This is a genomic window from Paenibacillus sp. FSL P2-0136, from assembly GCF_037975325.1.
In the GTDB taxonomy this organism is placed as follows: Bacteria; Bacillota; Bacilli; order Paenibacillales; family Paenibacillaceae; genus Paenibacillus_AQ; species Paenibacillus_AQ silagei.
In genome coordinates this window covers 6,558,939-6,575,477 of sequence record NZ_CP150244.1, presented here as the reverse complement: position 1 = coordinate 6,575,477, position 16,539 = coordinate 6,558,939, and the positions used below count along the sequence as shown (strand labels likewise).

Annotated in this window: 12 protein-coding genes; 8 read left to right on the top strand and 4 right to left on the bottom strand. The window is 52.9% G+C overall.

Annotation, left to right across the window (positions count from 1 at the left end):
- The first annotated feature begins 1 nt into the window (after position 1).
- Together uvrB and uvrA are read left to right on the top strand one after the other, a co-directional pair.
- Positions 2-1,993, top strand: coding sequence for an excinuclease ABC subunit UvrB (gene uvrB, locus NYE26_RS28060; RefSeq protein ID WP_036721141.1), 1,992 nt, complete (start codon positions 2-4; stop codon positions 1,991-1,993).
- Positions 1,994-2,529: 536 nt separating this feature from the next.
- A complete protein-coding gene (gene uvrA, locus NYE26_RS28055) occupies positions 2,530-5,406 on the top strand; it encodes an excinuclease ABC subunit UvrA (protein WP_339251709.1) in 2,877 nt (958 codons plus the stop codon).
- Positions 5,407-5,852: 446 nt separating this feature from the next.
- On the opposite strand, the gene NYE26_RS28050 is transcribed toward uvrA, so the two are convergent.
- Complete coding sequence (locus tag NYE26_RS28050) at positions 5,853-6,092, bottom strand: DUF3977 family protein (protein WP_339251707.1); 240 nt, start codon at positions 6,090-6,092, stop codon at positions 5,853-5,855.
- 152 nt (positions 6,093-6,244) lie between these two features.
- Between NYE26_RS28050 and gmd the strand changes: the two genes are divergently transcribed.
- The 5 genes from gmd (at position 6,245) to NYE26_RS28025 (ending at position 11,134) form a co-directional block, all read left to right on the top strand.
- Entirely contained in the window at positions 6,245-7,234 is a 990-nt protein-coding gene (gene gmd, locus NYE26_RS28045; protein ID WP_036721134.1) for a GDP-mannose 4,6-dehydratase, read from the top strand.
- Positions 7,235-7,380: 146 nt separating this feature from the next.
- Complete coding sequence (locus NYE26_RS28040; protein ID WP_155991150.1) at positions 7,381-7,539, top strand: hypothetical protein; 159 nt, start codon at positions 7,381-7,383, stop codon at positions 7,537-7,539.
- Between the two features lie 38 nt (positions 7,540-7,577).
- On the top strand, positions 7,578-7,787 hold the full coding sequence (locus NYE26_RS28035) for a hypothetical protein (RefSeq protein WP_036721132.1): 210 nt from the start codon (positions 7,578-7,580) through the stop codon (positions 7,785-7,787).
- A 220-nt stretch (positions 7,788-8,007) separates the two neighbouring features.
- Positions 8,008-9,189 (top strand): trypsin-like peptidase domain-containing protein, encoded by a 1,182-nt coding sequence (locus NYE26_RS28030; protein WP_339251703.1) that lies wholly within the window; start codon positions 8,008-8,010, stop codon positions 9,187-9,189.
- 34 nt (positions 9,190-9,223) lie between these two features.
- Positions 9,224-11,134: a stalk domain-containing protein gene (locus NYE26_RS28025; RefSeq protein WP_339251701.1), complete on the top strand. Its 1,911-nt coding sequence runs from the start codon at positions 9,224-9,226 to the stop codon at positions 11,132-11,134.
- Positions 11,135-11,214: 80 nt separating this feature from the next.
- Here NYE26_RS28025 and rfbC read toward each other — a convergent pair whose 3' ends face one another.
- Positions 11,215-11,775 (bottom strand): dTDP-4-dehydrorhamnose 3,5-epimerase, encoded by a 561-nt coding sequence (gene rfbC / locus NYE26_RS28020; RefSeq protein WP_339251699.1) that lies wholly within the window; start codon positions 11,773-11,775, stop codon positions 11,215-11,217.
- A 21-nt stretch (positions 11,776-11,796) separates the two neighbouring features.
- The gene (rfbA, locus tag NYE26_RS28015; RefSeq protein WP_339251697.1) at positions 11,797-12,675 is read right to left on the bottom strand and encodes a glucose-1-phosphate thymidylyltransferase RfbA; all 879 of its coding nucleotides are present in this window, start codon (positions 12,673-12,675) and stop codon (positions 11,797-11,799) included.
- 267 nt (positions 12,676-12,942) lie between these two features.
- On the opposite strand from rfbA, the gene NYE26_RS28010 reads away from it, so the two are divergent.
- The gene (locus NYE26_RS28010; protein WP_339251695.1) at positions 12,943-15,462 is read left to right on the top strand and encodes a DUF3656 domain-containing protein; all 2,520 of its coding nucleotides are present in this window, start codon (positions 12,943-12,945) and stop codon (positions 15,460-15,462) included.
- 185 nt (positions 15,463-15,647) lie between these two features.
- Here NYE26_RS28010 and NYE26_RS28005 read toward each other — a convergent pair whose 3' ends face one another.
- Positions 15,648-16,481: a hypothetical protein gene (locus NYE26_RS28005; protein WP_339251693.1), complete on the bottom strand. Its 834-nt coding sequence runs from the start codon at positions 16,479-16,481 to the stop codon at positions 15,648-15,650.
- Positions 16,482-16,539: the final 58 nt, after the last annotated feature.

Genomic DNA, 16,539 nt, shown 5'->3' with positions numbered 1-16,539 from the left:
AATGAGTGATATTGTCGTCAGTACGAAGACTTTTGCACTGGAGTCCGAGTATACACCCCAGGGCGATCAGCCTCATGCCATAGAGGAGTTATTGGACGGCATCCGGCAGGGCAAGAAGCACCAGACGCTGCTGGGAGCGACAGGTACAGGCAAGACCTTTACCATCGCACAAGTGATTTCTAAGTTGAACCGCCCCACGCTGGTTATTGCGCACAACAAGACGCTTGCTGCGCAGCTGGCGAGTGAGTTCAAAGAATTTTTTCCGAGCAATTCCGTGGATTACTTCGTCAGTTACTACGATTACTACCAGCCAGAGGCGTACATCCCTTCCTCCGATACCTACATTGAGAAAGACTCCAGCATAAATGAAGAAATCGACAAGCTCCGCCACTCGGCAACAAGCTCGCTGTTCGAACGCCGTGACGTTATTATTGTGGCGAGTGTGTCCTGTATTTATGGTCTCGGTTCGCCGCAGGAATACGGAAGCCTGCTGCTCTCGCTGCGTGTAGGGATGGAGAAGCCGCGCAATCAGATTCTGAGCCGGCTTGTAGATATCCAGTATCAGCGTAATGATATTAATTTCGTGCGCGGTACGTTCCGTGTGCGCGGGGATGTCGTTGAGATCTTCCCGGCATCCCAGGGCGAGCATGCGATCCGGGTAGAGCTGTTCGGAGACGAGATCGAACGGATTACGGAGATTGATGTTCTGACAGGCGAGCTGATCGGCGAACGCGATCATATCGCGATTTTTCCGGCGTCTCACTTCGTTACCCAGGAAGAGACCATGCGTGTAGCGCTGGTTAATATTGAGCGTGAACTGGAGGAGCGGCTGGCTGTGCTCCGTGAAGCAGGCAAGCTGCTGGAGGCCCAGCGGCTGGAGCAGCGGACCCGTTATGATATCGAGATGATGAAGGAAGTTGGCTTCTGTTCGGGGATCGAGAACTATTCCGGTCCGCTTACCTTCCGGGAGCCGGGAGCGACTCCTTATACACTGATGGACTATTTCCCGGATGACATGCTGATTGTGATTGACGAGTCTCATGTGACGCTGCCGCAGATCCGGGCGATGTATAACGGTGACCGTGCGCGTAAGACAGTCCTTGTAGAACACGGGTTCCGCCTGCCGTCTGCGCTGGATAACCGTCCGCTGCAATTCGAGGAATTCGAAGACAAGGTGAGCCAGATTGTATACGTGTCCGCAACACCGGGGCCTTATGAGATGGAGCATTGCGATACGATGGTCCAGCAGATCATCCGTCCTACCGGTCTGCTTGATCCAATCATTGAAGTGCGCCCTACCGAAGGGCAGATCGATGATCTGATCAATGAAATCCGTGACCGGGTAGAACGCGATGAGCGTGTTCTCGTTACCACCCTTACGAAGAAGATGTCTGAGGACCTGACGGACTACTTCAAGGAGATTGGCATCAAGGTACGTTATATGCACTCCGATATCAAGACACTGGAGCGTATGGCGATTCTGCGTGATCTCCGTCTGGGCACCTTCCATGTGTTGGTCGGTATTAACCTGCTCAGAGAGGGCCTTGACCTGCCGGAGGTGTCGCTAGTCGCGATTTTGGATGCTGACAAGGAAGGCTTCCTCCGTTCCGAGCGTTCGCTGATCCAGACGATCGGCCGTGCCGCCCGTAACTCGGAGGGCCGGGTCATTATGTACGGGGACCGCATTACGGACTCCATGGAGAAGGCGATGAGCGAGACCCAGCGCCGCCGTGAGATTCAGATCGCCCATAATGAGAAGCACGGGATTACCCCGACGACCATCAACAAGAAGGTGCGCGATATCATCGAGGCGACCAAGGTGGCCGAGTCCAAGGCCGATTATCTCACCGGTGTCGGCGGCAAGCTGAACAAGAAAGACAAGCAGAGCCTGATGCAGCGTCTGGAGGCCGAGATGAAGGACGCCGCCAAGAACCTGCAATTCGAGCGCGCCGCCGAGCTGCGCGATGCCTTGCTTGAGCTGCGGGCAGAGTAACCCGGCCGAGAAGTTAATGATTCAAGGAACGGCGCTATTTAGGCCGTTCCTTTTGAAGATAGTATGGTTAAAGCCCTTTGCGTATCCCGAAAGGGACAGCCCGCTGTTGAAGTCTTTTGCGCATTCCGTAGGAACAGCCCGCAGTTAAGCTCTTAGCGCGAATCCCGAAGGGACAGCGTGCACTCAGGGTCTTAGCGCGTATCCCGCAGGGACAGCGTGCACTCAAGCCCTAAGCACGTATCCCGTAAGGAGAGTGTGCAGTTAAGCCCTTAGCGCGTATCCCGAAGGGACAGCGTCTGCGGCAAGCGGAAGCGAGCCGTACCCTGCTCTGTAAGTATAGCGGCCCCGTAGGGGTTAGCGGGCCTAATGCCCCAGTAGTCGTCCATCCACCCGCCTAATTCCTTCCGCCAAGTTTGCGGGTGTCCAGAGGGTGCAACCCTTGGGGCCCTCCCTTGGAAGGGAGGGTTTGGGAGGGATCGAAAATATTTTCCCAAAATGTTTTTCCATTTTAAATTCCCCTTAAAGGAGAGGTACCGTTGGCACATGAAAGTATAGTAATCAAGGGCGCGAGGGCCCATAACCTCAAGAACATCGATGTAACGATTCCGCGTGACCGCTTCGTCGTGCTGACGGGACTGAGTGGTTCGGGCAAATCCTCCCTGGCCTTCGATACCATCTACGCCGAGGGTCAACGCCGGTATGTCGAGTCGTTGTCTGCCTATGCACGCCAGTTCCTGGGCCAGATGGAGAAGCCGGATGTAGATTCCATCGACGGACTCTCCCCGGCCATATCAATTGACCAGAAGACGACTAGCCGTAACCCGCGTTCCACGGTAGGGACGGTTACCGAGATCTATGACTATCTGCGGCTGCTCTTTGCCCGGATCGGCCATCCGCATTGTCCGGATCATGGCATAGAGATCACTTCGCAGACCGTTGAACAGATGGTGGACCGGATCATGCAATACCCGGAGAAGACCCGTCTGCAGATTCTGGCCCCGGTCATTTCCGGCCGTAAGGGTGAGCATAAGGGCCTGTTCACAGATATCTCGAAGCAAGGCTTCGTCCGTGTACGTGTGGATGGTGAGCTGCGCGAAGTGACGGAAGATATTGTACTGGAGAAGAATAAAAAGCATACGATTGAGGTTGTTGTTGACCGGATTGTAATTAAGGATGATATTGAAACCCGGCTTACCGATTCGCTTGAAACTGCCCTGAAGCTGTCGGGTGGTCAGATTCTCGTTGATGTGATGGGCCAGGAAGAGCTGCTGTTCAGTGCAAGCTTTGCTTGTCCGGTCTGCGGATTCAGCATAGAAGAGCTGGCGCCGCGCATGTTCTCCTTCAACAGCCCCTTCGGAGCCTGCCCTGAGTGTGACGGGCTGGGGATGAATATGGTAGTCGATCCCGATCTGCTGATCCCGGATATGGAGAAGTCCATTGAAGAAGGAGCTTTCCTGGCCTGGACAGGCAGTACCTCGAACTACTATCCGCAGTTCCTGAAATCGGTGTGCGAGCATTTCAAGATTCCACAGAATGTACCGGTTGGCAGCCTCTCCCCGGAGCATATGAACAAGCTGCTGCACGGAACGGGCAGCGAGAAGATCCGCTTCCGGTATGAGAACGACTTCGGCCAGCGTAAAGACGCCTTGGTTGCTTTTGAAGGAATTATTCCTAATCTGGAGCGCCGTTACCGGGATACGGCCTCCGAAGGAATCCGTGAATTTATAGAAGGCTTCATGAGCGCCAAACCCTGCCATTCTTGCAAGGGCAAGCGGCTCAAGAAAGAGATTCTGGCGGTGACCATCAATGAGCAGAATGTTGCGGATGTGACGGATCTTTCGATTGGAGATTGCCTGGACTTCTTCGCAGATCTCAAGCTTAGTGAGAAAGAAACAGCGATTGCCAATCTGATCCTCAAGGAAATCAGCAGCCGGCTCGGCTTCCTGGTGAATGTGGGGCTGAACTATCTGACCCTTAGCCGGGCAGCAGGCTCATTATCCGGCGGGGAAGCCCAGCGCATCAGGCTGGCTACCCAGATCGGCTCCAGTCTGATGGGTGTCCTCTATATTCTGGATGAGCCAAGTATCGGCCTGCATCAGCGGGACAATGACCGTCTGATTGCCACGCTTGCCCATATGCGCGACCTCGGTAATACGCTCATCGTCGTTGAGCATGATGAGGATACCATGATGGCGGCTGACTATATTATCGACATTGGACCGGGTGCCGGGAAACACGGCGGACAGGTCATTGCTCAGGGGACCCCGGAGGAGATTATGAAGGACCCGGGTTCCCTGACCGGTGAATACTTGAGCGGACGTAAGTTCATCCCGGTGACTTCCAAGCGGCGGCCAACCGATAATGAACGCTGGATCGAGATCCGTGGAGCGAAGGAGAATAACCTGAAGAATGTGAATGTAAAAATTCCGCTCGGTGTCTTCACAGCGGTAACCGGCGTATCCGGCTCCGGCAAGTCTTCGCTCATTAATGAGATTCTCTACAAAAGTCTGGCCCGCCAGTTGAACAAGGCGGTCAAGGTCCGTCCCGGCTTGCACAAAGAAATCCGCGGCCTGGAGAATCTGGACAAGGTCATCGAAATTGACCAGTCCCCGATCGGGCGTACACCGCGCTCTAATCCGGCTACGTATACAGGTGTGTTCGATGATATCCGTGATCTGTTCTCCAAGACGAACGAGGCCAAGGTGCGTGGCTTCCAGAAGGGGCGCTTCAGCTTCAATGTGAAGGGCGGCCGCTGTGAGGCGTGCCGTGGAGACGGCATTATCAAGATTGAGATGCACTTCCTGCCGGATGTATACGTTCCTTGTGAGGTCTGCAAAGGCAAACGGTATAACCGCGAGACGCTGGAAGTGAAATATAAAGGCAAGAATATCTCGGATGTGCTGGAGATGACGGTGGAGGATGCAACGGAGTTCTTCAAGAATATTCCGAAAATTCACCGCAAAATGCAGACCTTGCTGGATGTAGGCCTGGGCTATATCAACATCGGCCAACCGGGAACCACCCTGTCCGGCGGTGAGGCCCAGCGTGTGAAGCTGGCTTCCGAGCTGTACCGCCGCAGCACCGGTAAGACGCTGTATATCCTGGATGAGCCGACAACCGGTCTGCATGTGGACGACATCGGGCGTCTGCTTGAGGTACTGCACCGCCTGGTCGATTCCGGCGAATCGGTTCTGGTCATCGAGCATAATCTCGATGTCATCAAGACAGCCGACTACATCATTGATATGGGACCGGAAGGCGGCAGCGGCGGCGGCACGGTCCTTGCGACCGGGACGCCCGAGAAGCTGATCAGTGTGGAGGAATCCTATACGGGCCGCTACCTGAAGCCTGTCCTGATCCGTGATACGGAACGTACGCAGGCTATGGAGTTGCAGCCTTCGGAGACGGTGTAACTGTAGGAAGAGCGGTATAAAACCTAATAACCTCATTAACCCGAATACCCCATGCCCCCTTCTTACAAAGGGGGCACGGGGTATTTTAATATTGCGGCAGGTTTCACAAGTGCTGATAAGTTTTGGGGAGTCAGAATGCCCTCTATTGAGTCTCTAAGCTATAGAGCGGACGTAGTTGGAAATATGGCACTTAATACTGCCGAAGCGGAGTGTTGGACTAACGTAGTTGGAAAAAGTACACTTCTCTCCATAGAACTCTGTATATTCACCAAAAATCGGGTTCAACAAGTGTTGTTTTTCCAACTATTTGATATAAATGCAACGGTTGCGCCAAACTAGATGTACTAATTCCACTAAATATCCCTCGCCCTCACACTACGGCGGTAAGCAAAAACACACGCAACAGCAATGCTGCCCGATCAGTAATTTATAGTGTCTGCTCCCCGCTACAACTCACTGCGGATGCCCAGGATAATCTTAAAACGGCGGGTAGCTTTAGATCCCCGTTTGAACCCTTCCCGTGAGTCTACAATCCAGACGGTTCTTCCGATCCAGACGCGGATGTAGAAGGAACGGAAGATAACTGGCCGGACGATCCCCTGTACTTCGACCTCTGTCCCATCCGGCTGTTCAATCTCTGTTCGCACCAGCCATGTGTTTCCGATTCCAAATTCGATGTATTTCAAGAAGGGGTCACCGTTCTTTCCAGATATGATTAACAATTGGGCTGCTTTCACTTTTATAATTGTACTGGACAAGAAAGCGCTTAGACATATTCTGCAGGCTTTGTTAATAGGTATCAGTAAGCCTTACTACCTATGAAAATGAGGGGATTTAAATGACAAAGCGTGCATTAATTACAGGGATTACAGGACAAGATGGATCTTATTTGGCAGAGCTTCTGTTGTCAAAAGGATATAAAGTATTTGGTTTGCGCCGCAGAACAAGTATACCAATTATGGATAACATCGGACATCTAAAGAATGAAATCGAATTTATTGAAGGAGATTTGCTGGATCTGGGGTCACTGATGAGAGCGGTGAGCATCTCAGATCCGGATGAAGTCTATAACCTGGCCGCGCAGTCTTTCGTAGCAACTTCCTGGGTTCAACCTGTTGCAACTGCTCAAGCTACTGGAATGGGTGTTACCAATTTGCTCGAGGCGGTGCGTTTGACTAAACCGGCAGCGAGATTTTATCAAGCCTCAAGCAGTGAAATGTTCGGTAAAGTATTAGCAACACCACAGAAAGAAACGACCCCATTTTATCCACGAAGTCCATATGGTGTAGCTAAAGTTTATGGTCACTGGATTACAGTTAATTATAGAGAAAGCTATAACATGTTTGCTTGCTCTGGGATCTTATTCAACCATGAATCGCCACGTCGTGGCATTGAATTTGTAACCCGCAAAGTATCTGATGCTGTGGCGAGAATAAAACTGGGTCTGCAAACGGAACTTCGGATGGGAAATCTGGATGCAAAAAGAGATTGGGGCTTTGCAGGGGATTATGTTAAAGCGATGTGGCTGATGCTTCAGCAGGATAAAGCGGATGATTTCGTAATCTCTACTGCGGAGACGCATACGATTGAAGAACTTGTAGATATCGCATTTACCCATGTAGGACTGGATTGGAAAGATTATGTTGTGGTTGATCAGAGGTTTGTTAGACCTGCTGAAGTGGATCTACTGCTTGGTGATTGCTCCAAGGCTAAAGAAAAGCTAGGCTGGGAACGGGAGGTTACATTTGAGCAATTGATCAAGATGATGGTGGATAGCGATTTAGCGCTTATCAATGAAGATTTAATTAAAGGTGATAAAGTATTGTAATCGTAGTATTGAGGTCCAGCCAGTCCACTCAGTCCACCAAGTCCAAACAGGCATATCTACAGCATGTCCGCCGTAAGATTCAATGAGAAGCTTTTACGTTGAATGGATAGCAGCAGCTGTAGGCTGGATTGAGGTGGATTGGCTCCTTGAAAATTGAAAAACAACAGCGGTCAATGATGAATATCGCCAATCCGAGGCGTGATTTAGCCATGAGGAATATTTTTTGTGACAAATACACCGTTTTTAAAATATTTCTATTGCGTGACGGAAATGGTAACGATAACATAGAAGGTGATATGGATTAGAGAAACTTGCTTGACAACACTCTCAGGGAGGGATTGCCATGCTGCTTGCAGAAGCTGCCGCGCAAGAACCGTCTAAATTTCATACCTTCGATGCGTTTATGATTGTATTCACGATCCTGATACTTATCGGTGTGGTCCGGCTGCTTAGAGCTCCGCAGAAGAACAAATTTGCCATCGGTTTTGCAGTGGTAAGCCTGCTGGTTTTTGTGGTATCCGATTATGCAATGATTATGAACTGGTTCAGCTAGAGTAAGACACACATAACCTCAGAGGCAAGCTCATCTTAAAGACACCTTTACCGCCAGCGGCGATCCTAAAGGCGTCTTTTTTTGAAGATAAGAATCTATATGCTTCGCGCTATAATTATTATTATCTTTCTCGCTGAAACGGTACGGTCCTTTAAAAAGGACGTCAATGCCGTTTCCACTTGGAAAATATTGTGCAGGGAAGAAGGGGAGAGCCATGGGAATGGGGAGGAACTGGACTGCCCGGAGTAGGGTAGTACTGCTGGGCACTATGCTGTTGGTGTTGTCGGGATTCGTAAGTCCAGCCGGTGTTGTTCATGGGGCGGTCTACAGCGGGATAGGAACATTAGAGGCTGAGAGAGGCGCGGCTGTCAACGTGATGAAGGCCGGACAAGCAGGTACGGTGCACAAGGAGAGCAAGGGGCAATGGAGCCAGCCCGCAACAGCAGACCCGGTTCCGCAAATCATAAGCAGAGTCTCGCCGTCTGTAGTCGGCATTATCGGCAAAGCGGGAGGAGAAACCGGCGGACCGGATGACCGTTACAATCTGACCCACGGCTCGGGGATTATCGTCAGAGCAGACGGATGGATCATTACCAATGCCCATGTGATGGCAGGGCTGGAGAAGGCGGTAGTGGTCACCTCAGACGGGACGAGCTATAACATCACAGATACATACTCGGATGAATTCAGCGATCTTGCACTGGTCAAAATCAAAGCCAAAGCCCTAAAGCCCGCAACCTTCGCAGGCAACGCCGCCAATCTTCAGGTTGGGGAGAAGGTTATAGCGATCGGGACGCCGATCTCTTTTTCCCTGAGAAATTCGGCAACGGTAGGCGTGATCAGCGGTCTTAACCGTTCGGTAGATGCGGCGTACCGGCTGATCCAGAGCGATACGGCCATCAATCCCGGCAACAGCGGAGGACCGCTGGTCAATATGAAGGGGGAGGTACTCGGGGTCAATAGTATGAAGTTCGCAGCCGTGGGTGTGGAAAATATGGGCTTCTCGATTCCCGTAGATACGGTGAAGTACATCATGAATCAGCTGCTCCAATATGGAGAGGTCCGGCGTCCGAGCCTCGGAATTGAGCTTGAGGAGAGCTGGCCCGTAATTGTCGGACTGCCGGGGCAGGAGCCCTTGACGGTGACGAAGGTGCTTACGGCGGAAGCGCGCAAAGCAGGAATCACGGCAGGAGATGCACTGTACGCCATAGACGGACGCCGGGTGACTTCACTTGTTGACGTTAATGAGTTATTCAGACAGTACAAGCCGGGGGCAGTGGTCAAGCTGCTGATGCAGAGTGACGGCGATATCGTAGCCAGAAGCCTTGTTCTTGGACAAGGCGACCCTCTGGTGAGTGCCGCTAAGACGGAGGGGGAGACCGATGATCAGACGACAGAGTGAGGAGGCGGCAGGTACAGCCGGGCGGGGTAGGAGGTTGGCACATCTACGGCGCGGAGTAACTGTTGTTGTAGTGCTATTATTGGTGCTCAGCCTATTCCCTGTGGGAAAAGTCCAGGCGGCGGAGGGGGCTCTGCTACAGCTTAGTCTTCAAGCGGGCAGTGCTTCTGCAACGGTTAACGGGAAGCCGGTCACGATTCCGAAGCCTTTTGCTGAGAATGGAACGCTGCTGGTCCCGCTGGGTATTTTCAAAAAAGCCTTCGGCAGCACTGTCTCCCTCACAGGCGATGATGTGGTGAAGGTTATGTACGGGCCGCATACCGGTGCGATGACGATAGGCAGCATGACTGCTTGGAAGGATGGTGTCAAAATTAAGCTCGCCGCGCCGCCGCGTATGGTATCCGGTGTGCTGATGGTGCCGCTGAGATTCGTAGCTGGAGTGCTGGGTGCGCGGATGACTCCGACGGAGGGCGGAGGGATACTAATTACGTTATCTCCCCCAGTGGCAGCAGTAGGCATTGAAGCGCAAAGCGGGATTGACAGTGACGCCGGCAAAACCCGGATCGGCAACAGTTATCTGGAGTGGAGCATGAACTATCCGCCAGGGTTGGTCGTGGGCGACAGTGGAGGGAATGAGAGCGTAGCGACTTTTACGAGTGCAGAGAATGGGTATTATCTGGAGGTGCACGCTTCGCCGCTTGCCGTTCCGCTTGATGCCGAAGGGCTGCTGGAGAATCTGGTCCGCTCCTCGGAGGAGGGCGGGGAGATTGTGCTGGACCGGGAGGCTGTGTCTAAGGCCAAGGTTCCTTACGCCCGGACCGTGAGCAAGGATTCGAGCGGCGCGCTCTGGGAGGGCAGGCAATATTATGCCGGAGGCAGGCTGTATGAGATCTATCTGACAGATGACAATGCAGCCAATTATAAGGATCTGGGCAAATATGCGGCGTTGCTGAATTCTTTTCAGCCCTCTTTTGACGCATCCGACCGGAGCATTCGCGATCTCTCCACGATCCGCAACGGGCTGCGCGAAGGCTACAACGATGACTACGGGATTGCGCTCAAGGTTCCTGCCGACTGGAGTGCGGATGACCAGCAGCTATACTATACAGGCAAACAGGGGAGTTATCTGCGTGTAAAAGTAAGCTCCGCCCCTGCGGGCTCCACGCTGGCAAGCTGGAACCAGGAGCTGCTGTCTCAGCTCCGTGACACCTATGTGGCTGAGGCCTACACCTTGAAGGACAGCGTAGCGGGCAAGGTCTCCGGTGAGCCGGTGCTGATTAACGAGATCGGGCTTAACCCGGGCAGCGGGTGGAGTACGGAATATCAGATTTTGCTGCTGAAGAACGGGTACCGTTATTATTTTGAATATGTTGCGGCTTCTGGGCCCGAGCAGAGTGGTGACAAGGCGCGCTTCACTGAGGTACTGAACTCGATCGATATTGATTTTGCCCAGACGAAGAGTAACTTCGGACGCCTGGCGTCAGAGGATTATACCCAGCTCAGCCAGAAGTCAGTCACCAAGATCTCCAAGACCTACGGCTACAAGCTCGAGATTCCGCGGCTGTGGAGCCCGGTTCAGGATCTGTTTGAGAGCCAGAGCGTGGAATACCGCTTCACCGGCGGCCGGTTCCAGCTCTACGCCAGCCCCGAGGTTACGCCGGAATATGCCGTCGGCCAGTTGCAGAGCTATTACCAGAACACCAAGCAAGATCCCAAGGGCCCGCAGGTAAAAAGCGTCACAGAAACCACCTTTGCCGGTATGCCAGCCACCATACTCACGGTAGAGCAGACCAAGAATAGCATCCCGGCGAGCACGAAGATCATTGTGTTCAGCCGCAATGAGGTGGTCTATACGCTCACTGTCACGCTGAACGCCGCCAACGCTACGGCGAGCCAGCAGGCGGTGCTGGAGCGGGTGCTGGGGTCGTTTGGGTGGGTGGGGGAGTAGGAGGGGGTATAAAAAAACAACGTCCCAGGCTGCCGATCAGCAGGGACGTTGTTTTTGTTAGATCCAAATGAAATAATTACTTAAGCATGATAAACAAAATTATGCTTTACATCCTTTAACAGCGGCGCTTGTTCATCCTTGGCGGAAAGAACAGGGGTGACATCGATCGGCCATTCAATGGCAATGTCGGGGTCATTCCACAGAATCCCGCCGTCGCATTCAGGCGCATATAGCTCATCGCATTTGTATTGAACCTCGACATCCTCGCTTAGTGTCATGAAGCCGTGGGCGAACCCTTTGGGGATGAGGAGTTGCTTCTTGTTCTCAGCAGTTAGCTCAACGCCGAACCATTTGCCGTAAGAAGGACTGCCTTGACGGATATCAACAGCCACATCAAAGATCGAACCGCGTGTACAGCGTACAAGCTTGGTCTGTGCCTTCGGATTTAGCTGGAAGTGAAGTCCGCGCAGAGTACCTTTTACAGCGGAATAAGATTGATTGTCTTGAACGAACTGATATCGGAGCTCTTGTTCATGGAATTTAGCTTCGCTGTAGGTCTCCATGAACCAGCCGCGGTGGTCTCCGAAGACTGCCGGTTCAACGACAAGAACATCCTCCAGATGGGTTTTGATAAACTTCATCGTATCCACTCTTTCTATGGTTTAAAATTGGATTTTACCTGTAGCGACCTTAATTAAATATTGGCCATATCCGGTCTTGCTCAGCTTATGTCCGCATTCCAGGAGATGTTCCTTGGTGATCCAGCCATTGACATAAGCGATTTCTTCGGGTGCAGAGATTTTAATCCCTTGATGATCTTCAATGGTTCTGACGAAGTTGGTGGCATCCACCAGACTCTGGTGGGTTCCGGTATCGAGCCAGGTAAACCCGCGCCCCAGCAGGGCAACATCCAGCTCATCCAATTTTAAATAGGCTTCATTGATTGAAGTGATTTCCAGCTCGCCGCGGTGTGACGGCTTGACTTCCTTGGCAATAGAAATCACCCGGTTATCATAAAAGTAAAGGCCGGTAACCGCATAATTAGATTTTGGATGCTCCGGTTTCTCTTCGATGCTGAGGACCTTGCCGTCTCCGTCAAATTCCACCACGCCAAAACGTTCGGGATCGGGCACATGGTAGCCAAATACGGTCGCCCCGCTTGTTTTGTCGGCAGCTTGCTTCAACATCTTGGTCATGCCGTTTCCGTAATATATATTATCTCCGAGAATCATCGCTACAGAGTCTTCTCCGATAAACGATTCGCCCAGAATAAAAGCCTGTGCCAACCCATCCGGGCTCGGCTGGACCATGTACTGCAGTGAAATTCCAAATTGGGAGCCATCACCGAGCAAATGCTCGAACCGTGGTGTATCCTCAGCAGTAGAGATGATCAGAATTTCTCGGATGCCTGCCAGCATTAATGTGGACAAGGGATAATAAATCATGGGTTTATCATAGACCGGCAGTAATTGTTTGCTGGTTACCATTGTGAGAGGGTATAACCGGGTGCCGCTTCCTCCCGCAAGAATTATGCCTTTCATAACTGTTTCAACTCTCCTTTTGCTGCATATAAATTTTGGGAACCGTGAGATCTTTTGCGTATTTATTCTTTTCTATTCATATTTTACGCTGGTTCTTCTTCATTTGTCTATTAAAGCAGGAGCTCCAGCTTATCTTAAGATAGAACCGTATGGAAAGCAAAATCCAAGTGTTTCTATTTTACTGGCAGACAGCTGTGATATTTGATACAATTAATAAGTTAAAAAGCTGTAAATGACCCGCCGAACAGGCGGTTTGGGAGGATATAAATGAAAGAGCAAGGAATACGCAGAGAAGACGTAGAACTACTGGCTCCGGCGGGAGATTGGGACTGCATGCGTGCAGCGGTGGCGAACGGGGCGGATGCTGTCTTTTTTGGCGTAGAGAAATTCAATGCACGGGCCAGAGCGAACAACTTCCGGATGGACGAGCTGCCGGAGATTATGGCGTTTCTGCACAGCTATGGAGTGAAGGGGTTCCTGACCTTTAATATACTGGTGTTCGAGAATGAGCTGCCGGATGCCAAGGGACTGATTGATGCCTGCGTGGATGCGGGTGTGGATGCCGTTATTGTTCAAGACTTGGGGCTGGTGAAAATGATTCGTGAGATCTCTCCGGACTTCCCGATTCACGGTTCTACACAGATGACGATTACCTCGCCAGAAGCGGTGGAATTCACGAAGCCTTGGGGGCTGGAACGCGTCGTACTCGGCCGTGAAAATAATCTGAAGCAAATCCGCACGATTGGCGAACAAGCCCGCCTGCCTATGGAGGTCTTCGTGCATGGTGCGCTTTGTGTATCCTACTCGGGCCAGTGTCTAACCTCTGAAATGTGGGGCGGACGCTCGGCGAACCGCGGGGAATGCGCCCAGGCTTGCCGTCTGCCGTATGATCTGATGATCGACGGTGAAGTGAAGCCGATGGGCGATGTGACTTACCTGCTGTCTCCGAAGGATCTTGCTGCCATCGACCTGATGCCGGAGCTGATTGAAGCCGGAGTGACTTCGTTCAAAATCGAAGGCCGGCTCAAAACCCCGGAGTATGTCGCTAATGTGGTCAGTAAGTACCGTAAGGCGATCGATAAGTATTTTGAAGGTAACTGGACGCCTACCTCGAAGGAGGATATGCGTGAGCTGCAACAGAGCTTCTCGCGCGGGTTCACGAACGGTTTCCTTGAAGGCACCAATAATAAGAAATTAGTCGATGGTACCTTCCCCAAGAGCCGTGGGGTGTACCTGGGCACCGTGGAGCAGATCCTGCGTGATGGAGTAGTCTGCCGTATCCATGCTCCGCTTAAGCGCGGAGACGGGATTGTGTTCGACGCCGGTGATCCGACGAAGAAGGAAGAAGGCGGCCGCGTCTACGATTTGCGCCGCAAGGGCGTCAAGCTGGAAGGCGAAGCGGGTGAGGGCTGGATCATTGATATCGTTCCCGGCCGCAGTGACGTAGACCTGCGCCGTCTACATGTGGGGGACCGCATCTGGAAGACGAACGACCCGGCGCTCGACAAGGCGCTGCGCCAGTCCTACGAGACCGAGAAGCCGTACCGGGTATTCCCGGTTCATGTAAGAGTGCAGGGCTGCGTAGGCGAGAAGCTGACGACCTGGTGGACAGACGTTCAGAAGAACGTTGCTGTCCGTGTGGACTCGGAGCTCGCGCTGGAGACAGCGCAGAAGCGTCCGATGGATACCGCGCTGCTGGAAGAACAATTCGGCCGCCTGGGCGGGACCCTGTTCCAGCTTGAAGCGCTGGAGTCGCATCTGCAAGGCGATGTGATCGTGCCTATGCGCGAGCTGAACAGCATCCGCCGCCAGGCGGTGGAGCTGCTTGCGGGCGAGCGCCCGAAACCTCCCGTGTATGTGAAACGGGAGGTCGAGGTCTACAGCGGCGCCTCCCGCAGGGGCGCCGCAGCGGGCAGCGGTGAAGCGGAGCTCACCGCGCTGTGCCGCAGCCTGCCGCAGGTACAGGCTGCGCTCGAAGCCGGCGTAACGCATATATACGCCGATTTCGAGTTCATCAAGCAGTTCCCGGCGGCAGTAGACGCTGTGCGGGCTGCAGGGGCCAGCATTGCGCTGGCCACACCGCGCATCCATATGCCGAACGAGAACGGCTACCATGCCAACATCTTGCGGCTGCAGCCGGATGCTGTGCTGGTCCGCAACACCGGTGCGCTGTATTATTACCTGCGCCACCGCATGGAGCATCCGGAGGCTGCGCATCCCCGGCTGATTGGCGATTTCTCGCTTAATATCGCCAATCACCGGGCTGTGGATCTGTTCCTTGACGCCGGTTGTGACATGGTGACACCGTCGTATGACCTGAACATTCAGCAGATGGTCGACCTGCTGGGGCACAGCGACACCTCCCGCATGGAGGTTGTTATCCACCAGCATCTGCCGATGTTCCATACAGAACACTGCGTCTATTGTACCTTCATGAGTGAAGGCACGGACTACACCAACTGTGGCCGTCCTTGTGAGGAGCAGCGTGCGTCCTTACAGGACCGCATCGGCATGTCCCATCCCGTCCGTGTGGATGAAGGCTGCCGCAACACCGTCTATAACGCGGTAGAGCAGTCGGGCGCTGAATACCTCAATCACTTCCGTGAGCTAGGCGTAGCTTCTTTCCGTGTTGAGTTCCTGGAGGAGACCCCAGAGCAGGTGGCAGAGGTTATCAGCCTCTACAGCCGCGCACTACGTGGCGAAATCTCCGGCACCCAGGTTTGGAAGAGCCTGAAGGCTACCAACCAGCTTGGGGTTACGCGCGGGCAGTTGGTGAATGCGAAGTAAATGAATTAGACCCATTCCCCCAAGGGTGGACTTGTTTTCGCACGTTTCATGCACTCAATCAGCTAAGGCCATAATAACAGGCCCGGCAGAAACCGAGGCCATCTAACCAGATGGCTCCCGATTCTTCCGGGCCTGTTTTTGTATCCCTAACTATCCCGCCAAGTCTTTTATCCACCCGTGCTCCCTTACAACGGCAACAGCTCCGGCCAGATGTCCAGAGCTTCACCACAGGCCGGGCAGTTCACCTTTCCGGTGAGATAAGGCAATTGTTCCATCAGTTGACCGTTCTTGACGGCATGAGCTGCTTGCCATAGGCGTGCTAACGGGCTGTCTTTCGAACTGACGCTGCCAAGCGCGGAAGGCGTAACAGCTTGACCATTCTCCTTGCCGCTGAATACCGGGTCGTCAGAATAGGCGGTCATCCCGGGGCTGTTCTCATCCGGCCAGATATACATTTCCTCATAACAGCTCGGGCATCCGACCATGTATTCATCGCCTTCCGCATAGGTCAACAATATACCCGCTACTGCCCGATCTCCCCGGTAAGCAGCATCCGCAGCGAGGATGTATCGCTTCTCCAGGTCATCCTTTTGAGCCCCTTCTGCGTAGCGGAAGATCTCTTCTGACAGCTTGCCCAGATTATCCACAGCGGATAGGTAGTCTGTATAAATCTCTTGGACAAGCTCCTCAGCAAGCGGCGGGTTCTGATGAGCAAATTCAGCAGGAAGATTTCCACTGTGCACTGTCAATTGATTCGTCACGAAGATCCCGCAGGTCGCGTAGATATCCAATCGAACTTCGGGATCATCCGACCGCCGGGCAAGCTGCGCCAAATAAGGCAATGCGGCAAAAGTGATGCTGTAAATCGTGTCCTGATGTAAAAGATGCTCCCAGTACAGCGCATCTTTAACCTCTGTGGTGTAATCCTCCTGCAACTGTTGCAGCAAGCCAGGGACCGCTTCCGACGAGCCAAAAGGGCCGTGAAGCTGTTGCCACACCGGACTGGATAGGTCTAACATGGATACCCTCCTCTACAAAATACTTGTTATAGTGCTGTTATATCAACATCCAATGAGA

Excerpts from the sequence above, each read along its gene's own strand:
- uvrB (WP_036721141.1), top strand. The coding sequence starts at position 2 with ATGAGTGATATTGTCGTCAGTACGAAGACTTTTGCACTGGAGTCCGAG.
- gmd (WP_036721134.1), top strand. The coding sequence starts at position 6,245 with ATGACAAAGCGTGCATTAATTACAGGGATTACAGGACAAGATGGATCT.
- NYE26_RS28030 (WP_339251703.1), top strand. The coding sequence starts at position 8,008 with ATGGGGAGGAACTGGACTGCCCGGAGTAGGGTAGTACTGCTGGGCACT.
- NYE26_RS28035 (WP_036721132.1), top strand. The coding sequence starts at position 7,578 with ATGCTGCTTGCAGAAGCTGCCGCGCAAGAACCGTCTAAATTTCATACC.
- NYE26_RS28005 (WP_339251693.1), bottom strand. The coding sequence starts at position 16,481 with ATGTTAGACCTATCCAGTCCGGTGTGGCAACAGCTTCACGGCCCTTTT.
- NYE26_RS28010 (WP_339251695.1), top strand. The coding sequence starts at position 12,943 with ATGAAAGAGCAAGGAATACGCAGAGAAGACGTAGAACTACTGGCTCCG.
- rfbA (WP_339251697.1), bottom strand. The coding sequence starts at position 12,675 with ATGAAAGGCATAATTCTTGCGGGAGGAAGCGGCACCCGGTTATACCCT.
- rfbC (WP_339251699.1), bottom strand. The coding sequence starts at position 11,775 with ATGAAGTTTATCAAAACCCATCTGGAGGATGTTCTTGTCGTTGAACCG.